The organism is Mycoplasmopsis pullorum, assembly GCF_001900245.1.
GTDB lineage: Bacteria > Bacillota_I > Bacilli_A > Mycoplasmatales > Metamycoplasmataceae > Mycoplasmopsis > Mycoplasmopsis pullorum.
The window spans coordinates 848,144-871,084 of record NZ_CP017813.1; the positions used below are offsets into that span (position 1 = coordinate 848,144).

Consider the following 22,941-nt stretch of genomic DNA (forward strand, 5'->3'; position numbering starts at 1 on the left):
ATATTCGAACTTAAACAGGAGCTTATTGAATAATGAAATTTGAAAAAGAACAAGCACTAAATTTACTTGAAAAATGAAATCAAAACGATAAAGAGCAATCTTTAAAATCAACAGTCTTGCAAAATTCTCATATACCTGAAATATATACCGTACCATTTGAAATCGGAGTTTTTGAGTATTTTGATTATTTAAAAACATTAATACAAGAAAGTGAAAATAACTTATTAGATGAAATTTTTGAAAAACTCGATTATGAAATACCAGATATTGCTGAAAGTAACATCAATATTCGCTGTATTCATTTAAAAGATGATGCATTTGCAAAAATGGATTATTTAATAGAAAATGACTATGAATGTCCTTATCACTCTAAACCACCAAAAAGAACAATTTACAAAGTTTTACAACATGCAGAATATCACATGATCGAAGACTTCTTATTTGAGTTTCACGATCAATTTAAAAAAGAATTCACGAAAGAACTTGATTTATAAAATGAAAAAAGGAGATAAATGAAATTTGAAAAACAAAAGGCAATAAATTTACTTGATAGTTGATTTGACGATAGTCGAGTAAAAAAACTCACCAAGAAAATTGTTAATTCCACAACCAAATTCGCAAATTGAAAAAGTGTGCGACTTTTTGACGCAGCTCTAACCTATTTTGATTATATTAATGTGAATTTACTAAAGAAAAGAATCAAATCATTAGAACAGTTATTTGAACTAATGGGTGAGGACATTAGTGATATGGTTGATGGATTGGTTAATATTTACGATGATGATTTAGCAAGGGATGAAGCAAGAAAAATTACTTACTTTTCTAAGTATCATGATGAAGAATTCGAACGTCTTAGTTCAAAATACAAAAACAACACCTATAAACTACTTAGCAGTGCCGAATTTTACATTATTAGTGATTTTTTAGAACGGTTCAACCAAGAATTTGAGTATGAATTTACTAAAGAATTTAAACACCTAAAAGGTTAAATTTATCTATGAAAAACAAGTCAAAAAAGGTAAAAAATATTGTTTTTAGGACTGCTAAAGCTGGTGATTTACCAACAAGAGAACAAATTATCGAAAATGATCATAAATTAGTTGAATATATGAAAGAAAACGGAGATTGAGAAAAATTTAAACAAGTAATGAAAAATCTAGATAAAATGTAAATTTTAATTTTTAACACAAAAAAATCAAAAAATTCAATATTTTAAAAACTTCGTAATAGTAGACAATCTTAAGTGATGTTTACTGTTACGAAGTTTTTAAATCAGTAAAATTAAAATTCATAAGTTAAAATTTAATTAAATTATGACTCTATTCTTACTAGTTATTAGTGGTTAAAAAGTACAAAAAATAGTCTCCAACTTGGAAATGCAGGATATTTTGAGATTCGGTATAAAATAGTGAATGATTTTAAAATAGGTAGTACACACTGCTTAAAAAGCATAATTGAAGTTAGATTTTCCCCTTATATCTAAAATTTACCCTTAAATTATGGTATATTTTAAGGGTAAATATCTAAAAGAAAGGGAAAGAATGAGAAAGTTTAATTATTCTAAATTCAAAGATGTAAAATGAGATTCTGAAGTATTAAGCTTAATAAGTGGAATTTATAAATACCAAGGTAAGGAAGAATTTTTCTTAAAACAAAAACCTGAACAATTGAATAAGCTTGTTGAAATAGCTAAAATACAAAGTACAGAATCATCAAATGAAATTGAAGGTATTGTTACAACTAGCACTAGAATAAAAAAACTAGTTGAAGAAAAAACAAGTCCGCGAAATCAGGATGAAAAAGAAATCATAGGTTATAGAGATGTTTTAAATCTTATTCATGAAAATTTCGATGTTATCCCTGTTTCTAAAAATTACATTTTACAAATGCATAAAATTATGTTTAGTTATCTAAATAATCCATTTGCTGGTAAAACTAAAAATGTACAAAATTATATTACTGCTACTTATGAAAATGGTCATTCTGAAGTTGTTTTTACACCTCTTTCTCCATTCGAAACATCAAGTGCACTAGATGATATTTGTGATGAATTTAATAAAGTTATAGGGAACTGAGAATTAGATCCTTTAATTGCTATACCTCTTTTTATACATGATTTTTTGTGCATTCATCCTTTTAATGATGGAAATGGCAGAATGAGTAGATTACTTACAACGCTCTTATTATATAAGTGCGATTTTTATGTTGGTAGATATATATCACTTGAATCGATAATAGCCAAAAGTAAATTTGAATATTATGATTCATTAGCAAAATCTGGTTTAAATTGACATAATGAAAAAGAAGATATATTACCTTTTTTGAAATATATTTTAGGTATTATTCTTTCTGCTTATAAAGCGTTTGAAGATCGCTTTTCAATTATTGAAGAAAAATTACCTCCGATTGAAATTGTAAGAAAAGCAATTAATCAGAAAATAGAAAAATTCTCAAAACAAGATATTGTTGAGCTTTGTCCTAATCTTAGTCTTAGTTCAATAGAAAACTCATTAAGAAAGCTGGTAGAAGAGAAAGTAATTAAAAGAGAAGGGATAGGTAAAGCTATAAAATACATAAGACTAAAATAAATCAATATTTCCTACGTTTCCAAGTTGTAATGAAGAAAAAAACGAATACAACTACAAATAAGGCGTATTCGTCCTAAGTTTGACGCTTTTGCAATTTTTTAGTATTATTGATTTCCTAATATATAAATATATTAACAAATTTTAATTTGTTTTTTAGCTCTAACGATTCAAAGATATTTAGAATTCATTTTAGAATGCTGTGTTTTTTCCGATTCCTACTAAAAAAATAATTGAAGCAGTTAAGAATCAAAAAGTGTCAATCATACCGATGATAAAAACATGCATAAAATCTGAACAAACAGATGATTTTAAAACTATATTAAAGGTTCTTGGTTTAAAACCTTTAGAAACAATAGGAAAATACAATGATATAAAACTTACTATATATGAAAAGCAAATTTAAAAACAACGAACGACTCTATTTTGTAGGGTTATTCGTTGTGTTTTAGTTTCAAAAGTGTCAAACTTAGGATCACTATCATATGATTTTTGTGACTCAAGTGTTGTGCTTTGTAACTCGTCAATATATTCACTTAAATAGGTGAGAATGTGCTTGGAATTCTTAAAAGGTATAAAATTTTCACTCTGATGTGTTAAATCGTGCTATTAGACGTGTTTTTGCTTCAATTGAGGCATGATTTGGTCATCCAAGATGGAAATTTTGAACTTGAGTATGAAAAACAAGTACAATTGCTTGTGCTTGCTATAGAAATTATTATTAAATTATACTTATATTAATTTATTCGTATCTTTAAGTTTGATAAGTCGTCTATCAATAATTATATCTAAATTTCTATCAGAATTTACTCATTCTTCTCAAGTTGGTTGTTCTTCTGGAGTGTTGGTGAAATATTCTGGTAAGTCAACATATTCGTACTCTTTAGGATTTTTGTATTTAAAAATTGTTGAAATGTAGGAATCAAAAAATAATCTTCTTGTATTTCAAATTGGATCATTTCGTTCTGCCATAACATAGTCTAAATCAATTTCTCTATATTTTGTTTTTTCACTTTCGTATATTAATGGTGTCTCTAATTTATCTGCTCAAGTTAAATCAACGACTTTTCATCTACCATCAACAAAAACTTCATTTCACGCATGTTGTCCCGAACTAGCTAAAGAACTTTTTTCATAAATATCTCCACCTATTTGTCGCACTGGTATACCTAGTAATGACATAGCCATAGCGAAATTCTGCGTATATCCATTACATTGTAGTTCTTTGTCTCTATCGAATAATGCAAAAGGAGTCATAAAACCATATCCGTCATAGGTGAATTCCTCTGCATATTCAAAACTTTGGTTTGTACTATTGTAAGCAACATTCGTGATTATGAAAAATGAAACGGCTTTTATTTTTTGTTCATCACTTCAATTAGGATTGATTATTTTAGGTAAAGTTTCTTCTCACTTTTGTCGTCATTCCTTATATTTTTTAGCATAATCTAAGTAATATAAATTTTTATTCTTATTGTAAGAAATAGGAATTATCTCACTTATTTTTATATCGTTTTTCGTTTTATTATTTACATTTTCATCAACTTTTATAATACTTAGTCGACCTTTATGCGATAAACCAACAAAAATATTAGGTTTTTCATAAAATAATTCAGGTCAAAATGATGATCCCATTCTTGACGAAATTAATATAGCATCTTTTGTTTTTGGATTATAATCATAAAATTTATTTTTATCTATATTATTAAATGATAGATTTGTGATTAAGTTTTCGAAATAATTTATTGTGTCATTTATTTGTCATTTTTTTCTATAAATGAGTTGTTTCAAAATTTGATATTACTAGTGAAATTTCAATATTTTTTTTCTAAATCTGATTGGTTTTTTCAATTGTCATAAGTTTCATCATCATTTAATATTTTTTCTATTTCTTCGTCTGTTTTTGAGATAAATGAATATGGTTTATAATCTCCTATAAGTATAAAATTTTCATCTTGTTTTAATATTTCATTTATTATTGGATTTCTAGAAGTGACCAGTTTTTCAAATTTAATATTTTTATAACGGTCCGGATTGGAATCAGGTTCTACTTTTACTCATTTTCATTTTTCATATTCTTTTATAACATTTAATAAAAATTTACCATCTAATTCTAATTCATAAAGATTATTTGAATAAAATTTTTCAGGATTTAAGCCCCAATTATCATGATTGTCAACACCTCATTGTACTTTGATTGTTCTTTTTGAATATCTGTCTATAAATGAAATATTTTCACCTTTAATTGCTTTTAAGAATAAGTCTAAACGTGCTTCAATTTGTGAGAATAAATGTTCTGAAGTAGTCCAAAATTCTTTCAATTGTTCTAATTTATAGATTAATCAATCTTGTTTTATAAATCTATAGAAATCGTTATCTTTCTTGTATGCTTCTAAAAATCTATCATTATTATCAATGTTTTTGTTTTTTCATTGTTCTAAAAAATCTTGTTCTATATAACCATAAGAAAGAAAGCTTATAAAAATGTTTTGAGGATTTTGTTCAAAAGAAAAATCATCATTAATATATTTTCGAACCAAAGTTCAAACTTCTTTTTTTAACTCTTCGATACTTTTCTCAGATTTTGGTTCTTCTTTTGGTGATTCAACAGGTGAAATAGTAGGTTTTTCTTTATTTATAGGTGTTTTTAATTCAGGTGGTGTGGTTATTTCTATAGGATTTTTAGAATTATTTTTCTTATTTTTTAGGATTAAAGGAGTAATTATTGAAATTCCAACAACTCCAATGGTACCAAAATAAAACAACATTGACAACAATGGTCTTTTAAAAGTTAAAATTGATTTTATTTTCTTTTTCATTTTTTAATTTTAAAAGAAAATACAAAAAAGAAAGAATCGAATTAATTATTTCTTATGCTATTTTACAAAATTATTATTTTGTAATTTGCACTTCAGCAATTTCAAAAATCGAACTTCTTGGTCTACTATCAATGTTACTTGGTTTAGTACCGTAGTATCATGCACCATAAAAATCCTTAATATATCCATCATCACCTATAATAACGTTTTCCTAAGTTTAACACTTTTGAAATTAAAAAATAACGAACAATTCTATTTTGTAGAGTTATTCGTTGTGTTTTAGTTTCAAAAGTGTCAAACTTAGAAAAAAACTCGTAAGCGGGAAATGCGGAAAAAAGAGTTAAAATTATTTTTTAACTCTTTTTTTAATTAATTTAACAATAAAGAAAGTTGCTATACCAAAAGTTATAATTCCAGTTGAAACACCTAAAATACTTCATAAAATAACATGTATTTTATTGGTTTTAGATTTTTCAGATTCTATTGAAACACCTTCTAATTCTTTTTCATTATTAGAATTATTTTTTTCTATAGTTGAATTTTCATTAGTAGTTGGTTTTGAATTAGCTTGCTCTCCTGTTTCGACTGGATTATTTGGTTGTGATTTAGATGTTGAAGAATCATTAATTTGATCCTCTTCGGTTTCAGGGTTTGAATTACTTTGATCGCGTGTTGGATTTTCATTTGATGCATCTTTATTTTCAGTTGCAGAATCTTCTGTTGTTGATTTGTCGTTATCTTGAGATGCTAAATCCGCTCCTATTTCAGAGTTTGAATTAATTTCATCTTCCGATGAACTTTCATCAGTAGTATCTTCAGCTATTGGAGAACTACTGTCTTCAACATTAGATGCATCAGATTCTTTTGAAATCGGATTATTTTCTTCTGAACTTGAATCTGTTCTAGATTCATTAGTTTTTGGAGAACTTATTTCTTCTTCTCTTGTAATCTCGCTATCTGATGACTCTTCAATATTTGTTACTGTATCTGTTTCTACCTCAATTTCACTGTCATCACTTATAGGTGGATTATTTTCCGTACCTGATTCACTAGGATTATTATTTGTATTAGTTTCAGAACTTTCTTCTAATTCTTTTTCATTATTAGAATTATTTTTTTCTATAGTTGAACTTTCGTTAGTAGTTGAACTTGAATTAGCTTGCTCTCCTGTTTCGACTGGATCATTTGGTTGTGATTCAGATGTTGAAGAATCATTAATTTGATCCTCTTCGGTTTCAGGGTTTGAATTACTTTGATCGCGTGTTGGATTTTCATTTGCTGCATCTTTATTTTCAGTTGCAGAATCTTCTGTTGTAGGTTTGTTGTTATCTTGAGATGCTGAATCCGCTTCTGTTCCAGATTCATTAGTTTTTGGAGAACTTATTTCTTCTTCTCTTGAAATTTCACTATCTGATGACTCTTCAATATTAGTTACTGTATCTGTTTCTACATCACTTTCAGAGCTTTCTGATTCACTTTCACTGTGATCACTTCTAGGTGGATTATTTTCTGTATCTGATTCACTAGGATTATTATTTGTATTTGTTTCAGAACTTTCTTCTAATTCTTTATTTTCTTCATTAACTGCTGTGCCTTTATTTAATTCATTAATTGGCACTTCAAGAGTATGAGCTTTAATTCCAAATACAACAAAACTTTTTTTGCTATTTACTCATTGATTATTATGTTTATAAAAACTCAAAATTTCTCTAGTTTCATCACTCGCCATCAAATCAACGTTTTGTTCACCTTTGTTAGTGACATCAACTATGATTGAAAAATATTGACCTTTGTTTAAAATAATTTCTTCATTTAAATCGATTGTATAAAATCCTTTATCACCAGAATTTGGAATTTGCACTTCTTGAGTTAATTTTAATTCACCATCTTCAGGATTAGACATTGAAGAATTTTTAACATAAATTTTGATTTCAGCAGTAATGTTTGAGCCTCTGAGTGCAAAATTAATTGACTTTAATTTTTCTACAATTTCATCATTTGCTTTTTTAACTGGAAAAATATTTGCCATTGTTCTTTCATTAGTATCAATGGTTGCAAATAAAGAAAATGAATTTTTTGTATCATAATAGTAAGTATTTTGATATGTATTATTATTTTCTACTTCAACTGCCATTACTTCATGAATTAAATCTAATGAATCGTATGAAAGCATAAAGTAGCCCTGACCATGCATTTTAGTTCCTCAACTATTTTTAATTATAAAACCACCTCTTTGTTTCGGTCTTTCAGGTTCAAAATTAGATTGATAATAAGTATCATCTCAACCTACAATAACTGAAGCATGATTTTTGATTTTTCTTTCTTCAAGTGATTTAGTTTCAATAATTGAATTTGGTTCGTTGTATCAAACGGTTTTAGAACCAAAATTCATTTCGTTAAAAGCATAAGCAACTCCCACAGAACCATATTTGGCAATCGCTAATTTAATATCATCAACAGTATGATTAATTTTTACAGCATTTTTAATTTTGGCAATTGTAGGATTATCAAAATTAGGAAACTCATTTTGATTAGTTTGAGCAATTGGGGACGTATTTCTCATTAAACCATTAAATGCGTGAGATAAATAATTTCCTTCACCTAAAATTCCTTTTCATTCTTTAGCATCGGGATTTAAATTTAACTTATCTGCATTGTGATTTCAACTATTACTTATGTAATCAATTGCATGTTCATCAATATCTAAAGAATTTTTAGTGTAATTACCTATATTATTTTTTAACATATTAGTTTCTAAAATTGAAGCAATTGTATATGCTCAACAAAGACCTTCATGTCCTTGATGTTTAACATTAGTAACTAAATTGTATTCTCTTGCATCAAAAAATTCCATTTTTGCAATTTCTTTTGCACTTTTAGTTTTAAAAAGTTCTAATTTTGGTGCGTCAGAATCAGCTGATGTGGTTGTGCTTATCACACTAAAAGGTATTAATAAACTTGGGCTAACCAATAAACTAGTTAATATTTTTTTATTTTTGAATCTCATATATTTATTTTAAATAAATATTAATATTTTTATAAAGTATTTTAATAAAACTCAAATTGTTGAAAAAATATTGTTTATTTTATAGGTTTTTAATTGTTAATTTAAGATATTTCAAAAAGTGAGTCGGTGAACAAGAAGTTAATCTTTTTTGTTTTGTTTGTAGATTTTCAACAGGAACATATAATATAATTAATAATATATAAAGCTTTGACTTTTAAACTTGTTTTATAAGACTTTAATCTAAAAATTAAATTTGATTATAAGTTCAATTAATAAAAAAGTTCAGGCTTTTTAAAAGGAAAAAAATGAATTTTAAAAAGGTTAAATTTAATTTGTTGAATGTTAGTTTAATTGCTTCTACCATATTAATATCTTCTGCTTCAATTTCATGTTTTAATAGAAAGAAAGATGAAAAAATCGTAGAAAAAAACGATAATAATATACCTGAGAATCCAAAGAATGAAAATGATAATTCCGCTATTAATGAAAAAATCAATTCTGGAGAAGAAAAAAATAAAGATACTCCTTCAAGTGATCAAAACTCAAATATAAATGAGTCAGATTCTCAAAAAAACGATTCAACCATTTCGCATAATGCAGATGAAAAAGATTCAAATAATCAAAAGGATAATGTAATTGATTCAAGTTCAAACACAAATGAATCAAATCCTATTTTGAATAATGATTCTAATTCATCAGAAATTGAAAATTCTTCGAATGAAAATAACAATAAAAATTCAGAACTTGATGATTCAAATAATAATTCTGTGAGTGAAAATACAACTAAATCTGATCAGGATGGTTCTGAAAGAAGTGATACCGATAATTATATTGTAACAAATGAAGAAAAATCAATTAGCGATGCAGAATCAAATCCTGAAGTTAATAACAATAATTCAGAAAATAATGAATCTGATTTTAATGATAATGATTCAGTTTTAGTAGAAAATCCAAATTCTGAAACCTTAAACGAAAATAGCACAAATAATCAGAATGATTCAAATTCAGAAGAAAAGCATGAAAATGATATTTCTGATCAAGAAAATTGAACATCCAATGCTAATTCAAGCGAAGATTTATCTAATTCAGAAGTTGCAAATACAAATGATAATACATTAAATGATTCTACAAATACACAAAGCAATACATCTACCGATGAAAACCTTTTAAATGAGAACGCTTCTGAAATTGAAGAAAAAGATGATTCTAATGTCGAGGATAAAAATAAACAAGGTGATGAAATAATGAGTACAGAGTCTTCCAGAGAAGAAAAATCCGATAGTTCACAACATAATGAAAATGCAAATTCAGAATCTAATGATGAGAATAATAGTGAAATAAACGAAACATCAAATTGGAATAATCCAATTATCAACGAAGAAACAAATGATACCGAAAATTCAGAAAATGTAGACACATTAACTGAAAATGAAGAAACAAATGATACCGAAAGCTCAGTAAATGTAGATTCATCAACTGAAAATGAAGAAACAAATAATCAAAACGATGTTGCTAACGATTCAAATCAGACAGATTCAACCACGAATGAATCTGATAATAATTATGAAAATACTAGTGCTTATTATTACGAAACTCATCCAAACGCTAAGACTCTTGATTCGCGTTCAGATGGAGATGCTTCCTTAGAGTACGGTTCAAATCGTGAATATTTATCCCTAATTCAAAATCGTTCATTTAGTCTCACATGAACTTTTGATGATGGATCGTTCTCGGCAGGGACAATTTGGTTATTAGACTATAAAGAAGTCGAAAATCGTCATTATAAATTGTATTTTGGTACCAATTATCATGTCGCTGCGGACATTTTTGGGAACAATGATTTACCAGAATACGTTCAATCTGCAAGAGTTAAAAAAATAAATTCGATGATTCTAGGATTTACCAAGCAATTAAGCGGTGAAACTGGAGCTGATTTTAAATATTTAACATTAGAGAAACAAAATTATCCAAGAAACTTTTTCTTAGCTCGTAATTTTATGGATAATGCAAATTATGAATATGATGGTCGAAACCATTATACTGATTTCGCTGTCTTGGAAATGGATTTTGACTTTAATAAATTACCAAAAAATATTTTTAAACCTAATACTGATGCATTTGCAGTAGCTAAACAAATTTTAAAATCAATCGAAACACTTGATGAATCAATTCAACGATTTGAAAATAGTTCTAATAAATTCTTAATGACTGATAATTTTCCTTATGCACAAAATAGTTACGGTTCAGGTTTTAATCTTATTTATAACGTAATTGGTGAAAAAGAATTCAAGGTTTTAAATGATATTGATACATATGAAAAAGCTCAGACTTTAGATGAATATATCACAAATGCATATGGTGACAATGACTGAAATATAGCACCAAAGAGAATTTATTTTTATGGATATCCGATTGTTGATCAAAAGAATTTAGTCTTAATTTCTTCACCATGAGACCAATTAGATACTCACGAAAACCGGGACAATGTTAAGAATGGACGTGTAATTTGAATAACACATAATGAGTACCACAATCGCGAAGTGGCTGATCATGGTAACCGTTTTAATGATGAAATTGTCCCAGCTTATTACGGTTTAGCTTTTGAAAGTGCACAATCAAATCGTGTACGTGGAGGTGCGAGTGGTTCATTAGTAATTAATGAACAAGGTTTACCAATTGGTTTACTATTTGCAAGTGTAGGTAATGATTTTACCGTTGTACTTGATAATGATAATAAGTATCGTACATTGCATACAACTTTAATAACTCCATTTACAAATGATGTGGTGTGAAGTACTAATAATGGTACTATTTATCCGTATAACTTAATTGACGGTAGTGATAAAAGTAAGTACTCACACCAATTAAATTCATACCGCGAGCAATTAAGCAAAGTTTACGGAAGTGACTATACCACAAGACTTTTCGGATAAGAAAAATCAGGATTTGTTCATCCTGATTTTTTCTATTTGTAACGCATTTGGTTGTATTCTTCGGCGTTAAATGATTTCAAGAATTCGGTTACTAAATTAATTGTTGCATCAATATCTACTAAAGAAGCGTAACCAATTGGCGAGTGCAAGTAACGTTGTGGAATTGAAATTGTAATAGTTGCAGCTCCACCTTGTGCGTATTGTAATTCAGCAGCATCAGTACCACCACCTTCAGCAATATATTTATATGCTAAAATGTTTTTTTCACGAGCAACTTTCATTACGTATTCAAAAAGTTTTGGATCAATTAAAGTACCACCATCTTTTACAAGTACAGCAGCTCCTTTTCCTAACACAGGTGTCCCAGCTTTGCATCCGGTTGTATCGTGACTAGCCCCAGTGTCCACTGCAAAAGCAACATCAGGATTAATTAAACTAACTGATGTTTTAGCTCCACGTGTCCCTACTTCTTCTTGAACTGTCCCTACTAGGTACAAGTCAACATCTAAATCTAAATCTTTAACATTGTTAGCGATAAAATCAAGTGCAGTAACCCCAGCACGGTTATCCATCGCTTTACCACCGATAATGTTATTTGGTAAGTGTAATGTTTCACCACTTAAGTAGATTCTATCACCGATTTCAATACCAGCTTCTTCAACTTCTTTAGCTGAATTGAATCCTAAATCAACAAATAATTCATCAGCAGTAATTGCTTTTGAAAATTTATCACGTTCCATGATGTGGATTGATGTGTGTCCAAATACACCATAGTATTCTTTGTTATCACGATTTGTGACAACTTTAGCTTTAGTACCAATTACAACACTTGGTCAAACTCCTCCAACTGTTGAAACTAAAATGTTACCGTTTTCTTTTATCATTCTTACTAAGTAACCAACTTCGTCCATGTGTGCAGCAATCATAACTTTAGGTGCATTAGGATTTTTTGATGGTTTATGAATAATTAAAGATCCCATGTGGTCACGTGAATATTCAAAATTATCACTGACAATATTTTGTTTTAAAGCTTCAACAACAGGTTCTTCATATCTTGAAATAGCTTCAATTTGCATATACTGATCTAAACGATCAGCAATTTTTTTATAATCTGACATTTTTCTCCTTTTTCGTTTTGATTTGTTAAATTATATAACAAAGACAATTAGACATAAAACATTCCAAGATCTTACTTGATGATTTTAATATCTTCAAAATTGACATAATTGGTGTCGCTGAGTGGTTTTTGATAGTAATTTTGCACTATTTCTTGGTCAAAACTATTAATATTAATTACACTTTGATGTGTTATTGGAGTTAAGTCCAAGGCTGAGAAAGCATTAACCAACTCAATTTGTTCATAAGTGCTTAAGTTGCTTAAATATTGCTCAATTTGATTTTCATAATCATTATTTTGCTTGAATCATTCAATAAATTTATTTAATTGTGGATACATAAAAATTGCATGATTTGACACAAGTGCTCTTTGGAAATCTTTTTGACTTAAAATTTGGACAAAATAATTACTAATTTTGCTATTAGAATATATTTTTGCTCCATATTTATAGGTTGAATTGTATTTTGTTAAATAATCAGAATCAACAAATTTAAAATTAAAATCTAATCTTGGATCAACAAAATTATAGAATTCCTTGAGTTTTTGATAAGCATTAATTAATAATTCGCTTTGGTCTTGAAAAATTGGTAAAGTCCATGAAATTTTATCTATCTGAGCATTTAATTTATGTTCTGAATAAAAGCGATCTAATAAATCTTTTAAATTTTGCCTAATAAATTCAAAATTTTGACTCGATAATTTAACTTTAAAATCAAATAAGTGCTCAAAACTTAATGATTGATTTTTATCATTTAAAGTAATATTTTGAATTGTTTTAGTTAAATTTAGATCACCAATATTATATGAATCAACTCACAAAAGTGCATCAACGACATTTTTATAGTTACTTTGGTCAACTTTTTTAAAGAATTGAGCATAAGGATATGCTGAATTCTTAATTATGTCATTTTGATTAAGTAATTGAGCAAAATAATAAGGATTAACAATTTCATTCAAATACAGTCTGAATAAATAAGATTCTAAATTGGCATAAAAATATTCTGAACTATTCTCGTTTTGTATTCCACCATAAACTAAATTTAAGTAATTTTTATTAAAATCATTTTCCAAATTAGGATTTAAGGTTGAATTATAAAAATAATTCATTTTACTTTGGTTATAAATGATCGAATTGTCATTCTGTAAACCATAAGCACTTGCGTTATTAATGATTTCACGTTGTTGGAGCGAGTTAAAAACATTCAATTTTGCTTCCGAAACAAGTCTTTGACGATATCCTCTAAAAAGTTGGATTCTAAATGTTTCATTATCAATTGGTAGGTTTTGAAATTTAAGAGTTATTTTAGTTAAATTATTTGCTTTTTGGACAAAATCTGAGTTAACATAAAACTGATTTTTAATATAAACTTGTTTGTCAATTGAATTTTCATGCAATAAATATGGTGTTAAAAATAATTTTTCACTTAATTTTGGATTATATTCTTCAATTGAGATGTTTTTAGATTTTAGGTATTGAGTCGAAATAGGATTAAAAATAGTGTTTTTCAATAACTCTTCAAAAATAAAATCAGCTAACTTAAATTTGGTTGAACTGATTTGGACACTATGATCACTTGTTCTAATTTCAATACCATATTTTTCAATTATTTTTTCCTTATACTCCTTATTTATAGGGCTATTAAATGAAACGAATAAATCGTCCCCAACTAACTCAAAAGCACTTAAATTACCATTAGAATCTACATAATTAACCGGATTTAGGTTAATAACAACCGATTCAGCTTTAGCTAAATTTTCGATAAAAAATGAATTATTTATCGAATTTTTTTCAACTGAATCAACTGAATAAATACTTTTTGAGTAACCAGAATTAATGTCCGGAACGATATTATTTGTATCATATTCGTCATTATCATAAATAAATTGTGTTTGATTTGAAAATTTGAGTAAAACACTTCGAGCAAGCGAGAACTTTAAATATTTTTTTGTTGGATTTTTAACGTAATTATTTAAGTAATCATAGGTCATTTTATCGTCAAAATGATATTTGAAAATCGGTTCAAAATTCAAATTATCAATTTCATTTTCAAGATACTTGTTTTGATTAAACTTAAAATCATTTTCAATTAAATTATTAGCTGCATTGTACATTTTACTATATTCGTGATACGAAACATAATCACCTGTATACACACATGAAACCGCAGCTGCAAAAGGGATTGAAGCTAAAGGTAGACATCATATTTTTTTTAATTTCATACAGCTCCTTTAATTTAATTCCGGATTTCAAGCGATAAAAAGTTTAATACTATTTATTTTTAAAAGTAAGATGAAAATAATGGTGCTAATAATTACATAAATTGAAAACGCATAATTTTGAAAATTGTCAATTACACCTTTAAAAACATTACCTATGTTTGCGTTTTGCAAAATTCCTGAAACATTAAAAAAACTTAAAGCAGCTAGGATGGTAATTGATAGTGACATTTGATCACTAACTAATGCAAAATTAAACTTTAAAATTTGTCAAAAAGTAATTTTTCAAATAATTTGATTACTGCTTAAGCCGCTAACAATATAAGCTTTTATATAATCACTATTGTAAATTGCTTTTGCTTTAACTAAACAACTAAAGTAAAAATTTGGTATTGAAATGACAAAAAGAATTCAAAATGCTTTTGCGTGCGAATAACCAAATAAATTAAAGAATAAAATAGCGACAATTAAACTTGGTAATAGAGCGATTGAAAGAATTAAATTATTCGAAAAATTTTGAATTTTTGAGAAAAATCATTGTGTGCAACAAGCTAAAATTGAACTAAAAATTAATGAAGCTAAAGCTGACGAAAAAGCTATTAAAATAGTAATAAAAAAAGAATAATTAAAAAAACTAAAATTATCTATTCCTAGGTTATTGGTACCAAAAAAAGTCATTAATTGTTCAGGTTTTTCTTGATTATAAATTCGGATCGCTTGAATTAATTTATAAGGATTAAATGTTACTCTAGCTAAATCATTAACGTATTGAATTTTTTCGATTTTAAATTCACCGTAATTTTGCATCGCTTGCAAATTACTTAATTCGTAATTCGGTTTAACGCTCACAGTGATTTTAGGATTGAAAAATGATGGTAAATTGTAAGCATATTTTGAATCTAAAACAGCTGTATTTCAACTATATTTAGAAAAAATTACGCAAATAATTAATGCGAAAAAGATTAAAACCAAAGAACCAAAAAGAAATCAGTTGATTTTTGAATTGAAAAAACGTTTTAGAAAAAGTCTAAATTCATTGCTTTGCATTGTATTTTGGTAATTATCAAAATCTTTTTTATTTTTAACAAAACTGAATTGCTTTTCCATATTTACCTTTCTTTTTGAGTTTTCTAAATTGGATTTGGTCTCTTAAAATTTCTTCTAAAGTTTCAAAAATAAATTGCATTGTAAATAAAATAAAACCTAAAAATAGAATTAAAAATGTAACTAAATCAATTTCCTTTCATTCGAATGCATTTAATAAAATCACACTTTGACCTTTAATTTGAAATAGACGTTCAATAATCAGCGAATAACTTAAACTTAAAGCGATAAGACTTGTAAGTATCCCCAGTAGGGATAAACATAAATTTTTAAAAATTGCTTTTCTAAAAATAGCAAAATCGCTCAATCCAATTGTTTTACAGTATAAAACGTAAGTACTATTCAAAATTACGATCGCACGTGTCTTTACGTATAAAGCGAAAATACCACTAATTTGAATACTCATTAATAAGATTGGCAACATTAAACTTAATAGTGTAAAACCGAAACCTAAATCACTAGGTTCAATAAATTGAATTGGAATATCTAATGCTTCAGATATTTCCATAATAATAGGAATAATTATAAAAATTGGTAAAGTTGCGAAACTAAAAATAAAGAAATTCAGGAATAAGTTGAATCAAAAACTTTGACGTTTTGCACTAAAATAACCTAAAATGAATCCTAAGATTGTCCCCAGAAGCACCGAAGGGACAATTAAAGCAAGACTCCATTTAAAATAACTAAAAAATAATTGCGTAACACCAGAATAATTAAGTTGTAAAAAGTGGTTCCTTAAATTACCAAATTTAAAAATTAAAATATCAAATAAAAAAACAAATAAATTACGATAAATCTCGACACTAGTTTGTGTTGTGTTCATTGCATAATCTAGGAATAAATGAGTGATAATTACAATCACAAACAAAGAAGCAATAGTTAACAATATTCTTAAAAATATCGTTGAAAGACTCTTTTGCATTAACTTTTCTAAAAATAAAAGGTGCAACAAAAAGCACCTTTTTTAAGAACTAAATTAAGTTATTTGATTTTAAAGCGTTTTCGATAGCAACCATTGCATCTTCTTCGTCATCACCAGAAACTTTAATTGTTACAGTAGCTCCGTGCTTTACTCCAAGAGCCATAACGTTCATGATTGATTTTAAGTTACCTTCACGACCGTTTGAAACGATTTTTGAGTCTGACTTAAATTTAGCTGCAGTACCTACTAAAATTGTAGCTGGTCTTGCGTGTAATCCGATAGGATCAGCAATCACACATGTAAATTCTTTCATATTTATCTCCTATTTGTTTATTTTTTAGTTATTGATAAACAATAACACTTGATTAGATATTCAAATAATTAAGTTTTTAGTAAATTATACCATTAAATTTTAAATGTTACGATTATGGAACAAAATTAACATAATCAATCTAAAATACTGTAAAAAATATGAAAAAATCTTTGACGAGATTTTCGGATTAATCGTAAAATCATTTTTTTATGATTTGTTATAATTTCAATCATGATTAAATTAACAGTTACATACAAAGAAAGAATTGATAAATATATTTCAAATCACTGTGATATTTCACGTAATGATATTAAAGAATTAATTGAACAAAGAGCTGTTTTTGTCAACGGACACAATGTAATTAAACCAAAATACATTGTTCGTGAAGGACAAGAAATCGAAGTTGTTAGATTATTAGACAAAGAAATTAAAATCGATCCTCAAGATATCGAATTGAAAATCGTTTATGAAGATGAAGACATTTTAGTAATCGATAAACCATCTGGGATGGTGGTCCATCCCGCACCGGGACACCATGACAATACCTTAGTCAATGCTTTACTGTACCACTTTAAAAATAATTTATCAAATCACAACGGTCTTTTAAGACCGGGGATAGTTCACCGAATCGACAAAGACACTTCGGGACTAATAATGATTGCTAAAAATAACGCAATCCACACACAATTAGCTGAATATTTTAAAACACACGAAATTAAACGTAGTTATTTAGCAATTTGTGAAGGTCTTTTAAGCAGTAGTAAAATTAAATTGGACTTACCAATTGGACGTGATACAAAAAATCGTCAAAAAATGACTGTGACTAACCACAATTCAAAAAATGCAATTACTCATTTAGAAGTTTTAAAAACTTTCTACTTAAATCACATGCCTATGTCATTGGTTAAAGCAACTTTAGAAACTGGTCGTACACATCAAATTCGGGTTCATGCAGCATATATTAAGAACTCAGTTTATGGTGATCCGGTCTATGGAAAAAAAGTTGATGAATTCAATCAAAGACTACATGCATATAAATTACAATTTACTCATCCAAAGACTCAAGAAGAAATTATTTTATTCTCAAAACCACCGAAAGAATTTGATGTTTGTGACTTTGATTTTGATAGTTTTATAAATAATGAAAAAAGTGAAATTGAATCATAAAAACTATATAATTTTATATATTATAAAAGGAGATATTTATGATAGATGTTTCAAAATTTCTAAAAGTTAAAACAATTACTGAACTTTGAAAACATGAAAAAAAATCATTTCGTATCTGAATAGTTAGTTATGCACTAATCCTATTCTTACTATTTGGAATGATTTTAGGTTCATTATTGTGATTTAAACTTGATCAAAGTGCATACCTAACACAACTTAAAAGTTTTTACGAAAGTAATAAAGCAAGCTCAGATGCTGCTATTATTGCTGCAAATGAAGTATTTCAAACTATTTTAACTAGATATGCAGTAAGTGCTATTTTTGCATTTTGTATATTTGTGTACTTTTTAGCAACTGTAGTGAGATCTTATGCATTAAAAAGTTTCTCAAGATTAACATCAATGTTTAGTTTATTAATTTTTTATCTTGGTTGAATTTTTATAAGTGAAGTTCTTTTTGCTAAAAACTACTTCCAAACTTTACCAAATAGTCACTATCTTTACTATTCTGCATGTTTAATTGGTGTTATTTCTTACTTTTTAGTTGGAAAAAGCGTTACAAAAATTAAACAATTATTCATGGAAGTTACATTTAGAATGCAACGTGACCAAATGCTTGAAGAACTCAGAAAACGTGGTGGTATTTTTGGAGATAACTTCAATCCTTTTACTGGGACATATTGAGGTGAAAAACCAGAAACTCATCAAGAATCAAATTCTGAATCAAATCAAGCTGCTCAACAAAATCAAAACGAAAATCCTGAAGTAAAAGCTGCTAAAGCTGCAAATGACGAAAAGAAAAAAACAATTGATAAATTATTATCTTTACCAAATGCAACATTACATTCAATGGCTCGTAGATTAAATATTTTTGGATATGAGAATTTAAGTAAAGAAGAATTAGCTGAAAAAATTTATGAATTTACAAAAAAAACTGATGTATCAAATCAAAATAACGAAGAAGATGCAGAAATTGTAAAATAAATTTATTAAACAGAGATATTGCATGTCTCTGTTTTGCTTTTTAATAAGGAGTAAAATGAAAAAAATTTTTGATTGATTAAGTACTTTTAGCGACTTATTCAAAATGATTTTGGTTAAAAATAAACAACAATTATTAAAATATTACAACAAGCGTAAAATCATTCCGCTGGAAAAAATTAATAGTAAAGTTTTTCGTTTATTTGTCTTATTTTTTCTTTCTGCACTAGTTAATTTTAGCTTGTGATTAGTGCTTATTTTATTTCGACCATATGATGGATGAGCAGTCGTAACTAATATGATGCAATTAGTTTTCATAATAATTACTTCAGTAATCGGAATATGATTTATTTTTGTATTAATTTATAGCTATTCGCTTTATTTACTCTCTCGTTCAAAAGTTTTTCATATTGCAAAGCTTCATCCACAAGATGAGCAAATTCAAGCAATATTGAGTTATTTTCCTGAAAAAAATAACAAGACACTAAAAAATCAAATTGAATTTAAAACCAAAAAAGATTTTAATCATCTCAATTTTAATGCTCAAATTTTAAGTATTAATGCAAACAAAAATGTCGCTAAGTCACAACAAAAATTACACGAAATTGTTGAATTGGAAAAAGATATAATTCGATTAATTAAGACCAGACAACAAATTTCAGCGCCTTCATTGTCCAATTTTTACGTCATTCTATTTTGATTAGTAATTTTTGTGTGCTTAGTTGTTTTATCACTTTGTTTTTCATACACTTTGCAACTTTACGCAGACAAAAACAGAATTATTGATGCACTAGTTAATGGTTCATTTTGAGATATAGTGACTATTTTTTCTACGGTTGCTTTTGTTAAATTGACATTGTCGGTTCGTGAAATTAAAAACACCAAAAACAATACATTATCACAATGAGATGCAAAATTAAACGATGCATTAAAAATTTTAAATTCTCACAAAATCGAATCCGATCAAATTTTAGAAGTGATTTTAAATATTAGTTGAATTACTGATTCCAAATTCATAAAAATATATAAACACGAATCAATTCAAACAAAATATGAAATTTCGAAGCTTCTTATTCAAATAAATCAAAATATTAATGATATTTTCAATTATTAAAGTATAAAATTTAAGTATGTCAAAATATGAATTTTACATCGATTTTGAAGCAATTTCGAATCCGTATTTGAATCGCGTAATCCCTAATTTAAGTGAATTTCCATTTTTTTATACAATCGGAGCTTATGATCAAAATAATCATTTTAAAACTAAGACGTCAATGCTTAATTTTAGCGATGCCACTCGTGCAAATCACTTAGAAAAATTAAGACAACTATTAATTCATGATATTCGTAGCTTAACAAAAAAAGAATTTGAAATTAATAATGAAAATGTCAAATTTATCGGTTGAAATCCACATCTAGAAAATAGTATTACGACTAAATTATTTAACATTCCGACATATGCTTTATATAAAGAAAGTCAAATTTCATTAGAATTAATCACCAAAGGTGGAAACTTTAGCGATGATTATTTTGAATATTTTAAATCACTTGATTTAAAAGATGAAATGTACACCAGCGTTGTTCACAGCGGTAAAACGGGAGTAATGGCAAGTTACAGTGGTTTTATTCTATATTGCTACTTTAAGAAAAAGTATTATAAAAAAGACGAATTAAAAAAAGTGGTAAATGTTTCTAAAATCACTTCAGATTTAGCATATTATAATCGGGATGATGTTTTAAAATTGCATTATATTAAGCAAAATTGAACTACTCTCGAACCAAAAATCAAAAAATTAAACAAAATTAGACAAAAAATAATTAAGATCCAAAATGAAATTATTAAATTAAGCGACACCAAACGTCGCATAATTGAAAGTGAAGTTAATTTACAACTCAACTTAAATGATTATTTTAATAAAATGAATCCAAATGAGTTAGATATTAAGAGTGGAATCAATTTATTAGAAAAAATCATTAAGTTATATCAAAAATGAGGTTATGATTATAAATATTACAGCTCAGCTGTTGCGAATTTAACCAAAAAATGAACATCGATAAAAGTATTAAAATCATTTGTTGACAAAAAATCCGAACAACAAAAAATTATCGATATTGTTAATGGAATTGATAAACAAATTAGTAAATGTCGTCAAAGTTTAAAAGATTTAAAAGCTAATTTACTAAAAATTTTTTAAGGAGAAAACATGAATAATATTTCACTATTAAGAAAACAATCACAAGTACAACAATTAGTTTCATCAATTGTGACTAATGATTTAACCAATGTTAATATTATTAATCCAATTGTTGTTGATGTAATTTTAAGTGCTGACTTATCACATTTAAAAGTATTCGTAGTTCTAGACGGAAACAAGCAAAAAGGATTGGAAGCCTTAAATAATTCTAAAGGATACGTTAGAACTGTTTTAGCTCGTTCACTAAAATGAAGAAAAGTTCCTGAAATTCACTTCTTTTTAGATGAAGTCAGCGAAAATGGTTATAAAATTGACAAGATTTTACGTGAAATTAAAGAAGAAAACAAATAAAAAACAATAAAATTAGGTAGTAATTATGAAAAGAGTTAAAGATTATATCCCTTTTGACCAATACGAATCATCAATTGGTAGTCCGGTATTTGATTATATTCATAAAAATGCTGCAGAGAGTTTAAATAATGTAAATAAATATAGTCAATTTATCAAAAAATTTCAAATTTGGTTTTTTCTTGCTGATGCATTATTAATCGGACTAACACTTGTTTTTATTTACTGTTGTTTTAGGTTTAATTACAGTAGTTTTAAAATTCCATTTATCTTATTTTTTATTCTGAGTCTAATTTTATCACTGATAATTTATTACGGTCTAGCTCGTTATAAAGCTGAAGCACAACGTTATTTAAAAGCTAGAATTAATGAATTTGAATTATATTCAAATATCTTTAATAAAATCGAGGATGTCGAATATTTAGGTATTGAATTCAATTTAGAAAACACTCCTTTTACTAAAAAATTCTTAACTTTAAATCGTAGTCCGTATATTCCAAGTGGTGCAACTATTTTTAGAATTTGACCAATTCATAAATTCTTAATTTCTGATGAATTTGTTGCTTATTTTGTCTGTGTAACTTGAAAATGAGTCGTACATAATGGTAAAACAACACAAGTTTACTACCGTAATAGCGGATATTTTAATATTGATATCGAAGGTATGGATGAAGATAAAAAATTCGCTTTTTCAATGTTAAATCAAAAATATAACGATAAATTTCTTCACGGTCTAAAACCAATTAAATTAGAAAATCCTGATTTTAACAAAAGATTCAATATGCATTCAGATAATGAAGTTAAAGCTCGTATGCTTGCAACACCACTTTTTATGGAAATTGCAAACCAAAGATATAACGACACCAAAGGAATTCGTTTTGGTAAACAATTTATCAGTCTTTATGCAACTTATGACTATATTCAAATCAACGTTGATTTAGATAAAAATAACGGAATTATGCTTTTAGACACTAAATTCCGTGGTGACTTGACAAAATGATGTCGATCAATTTATTCTGATTTGATTACGGACTCATACTCAATTTATTTCTTATTAAGTCTTATAACAATCAGTTCATATATTTAATTAATTCAACACTTAAGACACCTGTAATAGGTGTCTTTTGTTTTGTATTCTGCATGTATATAGTGAGCTACATTTAAGGGGATAGTAAGCGACATATACTAAAGCTTTAATTTAAGCAAAAAACACAGAATCATAATTCTGTGTTTG

19 protein-coding genes and 1 pseudogene are annotated in these 22,941 nt (G+C 27.1%); 12 read left to right on the forward strand and 8 right to left on the reverse strand.

All coding sequences use genetic code 4. The annotated features are described in order from the left end of the window. Positions 1–32 precede the first annotated feature (32 nt). The 5 genes and pseudogenes from BLA55_RS03510 to BLA55_RS04585 form a co-directional block, all read left to right on the forward strand. The gene (locus BLA55_RS03510; protein ID WP_073372703.1) at positions 33–494 is read left to right on the forward strand and encodes a hypothetical protein; all 462 of its coding nucleotides are present in this window, start codon (positions 33–35) and stop codon (positions 492–494) included. Positions 495–512: 18 nt separating this feature from the next. Beyond that, on the forward strand, positions 513–989 hold the full coding sequence (locus tag BLA55_RS03515; RefSeq protein WP_073372704.1) for a hypothetical protein: 477 nt from the start codon (positions 513–515) through the stop codon (positions 987–989). Positions 990–997: 8 nt separating this feature from the next. Next, positions 998–1,171, forward strand: coding sequence for a hypothetical protein (locus BLA55_RS04300; RefSeq protein ID WP_157089925.1), 174 nt, complete (start codon positions 998–1,000; stop codon positions 1,169–1,171). A 370-nt stretch (positions 1,172–1,541) separates the two neighbouring features. Beyond that, positions 1,542–2,588: a Fic family protein gene (locus BLA55_RS03520; RefSeq protein ID WP_073372705.1), complete on the forward strand. Its 1,047-nt coding sequence runs from the start codon at positions 1,542–1,544 to the stop codon at positions 2,586–2,588. 141 nt (positions 2,589–2,729) lie between these two features. Further along, positions 2,730–2,991: pseudogene (locus BLA55_RS04585) on the forward strand (IS1634 family transposase); the annotation flags it as partial. Between the two features lie 326 nt (positions 2,992–3,317). On the opposite strand, the gene BLA55_RS03530 reads toward BLA55_RS04585, so the two are convergent. From BLA55_RS03530 to BLA55_RS04420, 3 genes are all read right to left on the reverse strand, one after another. Beyond that, on the reverse strand, positions 3,318–4,376 hold the full coding sequence (locus BLA55_RS03530; protein WP_073372706.1) for a transglutaminase-like domain-containing protein: 1,059 nt from the start codon (positions 4,374–4,376) through the stop codon (positions 3,318–3,320). Further along, positions 4,340–5,404, reverse strand: coding sequence for a hypothetical protein (locus BLA55_RS03535; RefSeq protein ID WP_073372707.1), 1,065 nt, complete (start codon positions 5,402–5,404; stop codon positions 4,340–4,342). The genes BLA55_RS03530 and BLA55_RS03535 overlap by 37 nt, the downstream gene beginning before the upstream one ends. A 346-nt stretch (positions 5,405–5,750) precedes the next feature. Further along, positions 5,751–8,411: a lectin like domain-containing protein gene (locus BLA55_RS04420; RefSeq protein ID WP_235631831.1), complete on the reverse strand. Its 2,661-nt coding sequence runs from the start codon at positions 8,409–8,411 to the stop codon at positions 5,751–5,753. 305 nt (positions 8,412–8,716) lie between these two features. Here BLA55_RS04420 and BLA55_RS03545 point away from each other — a divergent pair, with 305 nt between their 5' ends. Next, positions 8,717–11,344 carry an MIP family Ig-specific serine endopeptidase gene (locus BLA55_RS03545; protein ID WP_073372708.1) on the forward strand — a complete coding sequence of 876 codons (2,628 nt, stop codon included), beginning with the start codon at positions 8,717–8,719 and terminating at the stop codon, positions 11,342–11,344. A 32-nt stretch (positions 11,345–11,376) separates the two neighbouring features. On the opposite strand, the gene BLA55_RS03550 is transcribed toward BLA55_RS03545, so the two are convergent. The 5 genes from BLA55_RS03550 to BLA55_RS03570 all read right to left on the reverse strand — a co-directional run bounded on the left by BLA55_RS03550 (position 11,377) and on the right by BLA55_RS03570 (position 17,017). Continuing rightward, positions 11,377–12,462 carry a M20/M25/M40 family metallo-hydrolase gene (locus BLA55_RS03550; RefSeq protein WP_073372709.1) on the reverse strand — a complete coding sequence of 362 codons (1,086 nt, stop codon included), beginning with the start codon at positions 12,460–12,462 and terminating at the stop codon, positions 11,377–11,379. 71 nt (positions 12,463–12,533) lie between these two features. Further along, a complete protein-coding gene (locus BLA55_RS03555; RefSeq protein ID WP_073372710.1) occupies positions 12,534–14,681 on the reverse strand; it encodes an OppA family ABC transporter substrate-binding lipoprotein in 2,148 nt (715 codons plus the stop codon). 9 nt (positions 14,682–14,690) lie between these two features. Next, positions 14,691–15,785 (reverse strand): ABC transporter permease subunit, encoded by a 1,095-nt coding sequence (locus BLA55_RS03560; RefSeq protein WP_073372711.1) that lies wholly within the window; start codon positions 15,783–15,785, stop codon positions 14,691–14,693. After that, complete coding sequence (locus BLA55_RS03565) at positions 15,760–16,704, reverse strand: ABC transporter permease subunit (RefSeq protein ID WP_157089927.1); 945 nt, start codon at positions 16,702–16,704, stop codon at positions 15,760–15,762. The genes BLA55_RS03560 and BLA55_RS03565 overlap by 26 nt, the downstream gene beginning before the upstream one ends. A gap of 49 nt (positions 16,705–16,753) precedes the next feature. Beyond that, positions 16,754–17,017: an HPr family phosphocarrier protein gene (locus tag BLA55_RS03570; protein ID WP_073372713.1), complete on the reverse strand. Its 264-nt coding sequence runs from the start codon at positions 17,015–17,017 to the stop codon at positions 16,754–16,756. Positions 17,018–17,248: 231 nt separating this feature from the next. Here BLA55_RS03570 and BLA55_RS03575 point away from each other — a divergent pair, with 231 nt between their 5' ends. From BLA55_RS03575 to BLA55_RS03600, 6 genes are read left to right on the forward strand one after another with little or no spacing between them, the layout of a single operon-like run. After that, on the forward strand, positions 17,249–18,184 hold the full coding sequence (locus BLA55_RS03575) for an RluA family pseudouridine synthase (RefSeq protein WP_073372714.1): 936 nt from the start codon (positions 17,249–17,251) through the stop codon (positions 18,182–18,184). A 38-nt stretch (positions 18,185–18,222) separates the two neighbouring features. Further along, on the forward strand, positions 18,223–19,167 hold the full coding sequence (locus BLA55_RS03580) for a hypothetical protein (RefSeq protein ID WP_073372715.1): 945 nt from the start codon (positions 18,223–18,225) through the stop codon (positions 19,165–19,167). Between the two features lie 55 nt (positions 19,168–19,222). Continuing rightward, positions 19,223–20,278, forward strand: a complete 1,056-nt coding sequence (locus BLA55_RS03585; RefSeq protein ID WP_073372716.1) for a hypothetical protein — start codon at positions 19,223–19,225, stop codon at positions 20,276–20,278. Positions 20,279–20,294: 16 nt separating this feature from the next. Next, positions 20,295–21,359: a hypothetical protein gene (locus BLA55_RS03590; RefSeq protein ID WP_073372717.1), complete on the forward strand. Its 1,065-nt coding sequence runs from the start codon at positions 20,295–20,297 to the stop codon at positions 21,357–21,359. 9 nt (positions 21,360–21,368) lie between these two features. Then, positions 21,369–21,710, forward strand: a complete 342-nt coding sequence (gene rbfA / locus BLA55_RS03595) for a 30S ribosome-binding factor RbfA (protein ID WP_073372718.1) — start codon at positions 21,369–21,371, stop codon at positions 21,708–21,710. A 25-nt stretch (positions 21,711–21,735) separates the two neighbouring features. After that, positions 21,736–22,794, forward strand: a complete 1,059-nt coding sequence (locus BLA55_RS03600) for a DUF3137 domain-containing protein (protein ID WP_073372719.1) — start codon at positions 21,736–21,738, stop codon at positions 22,792–22,794. Positions 22,795–22,941 lie beyond the last annotated feature (147 nt).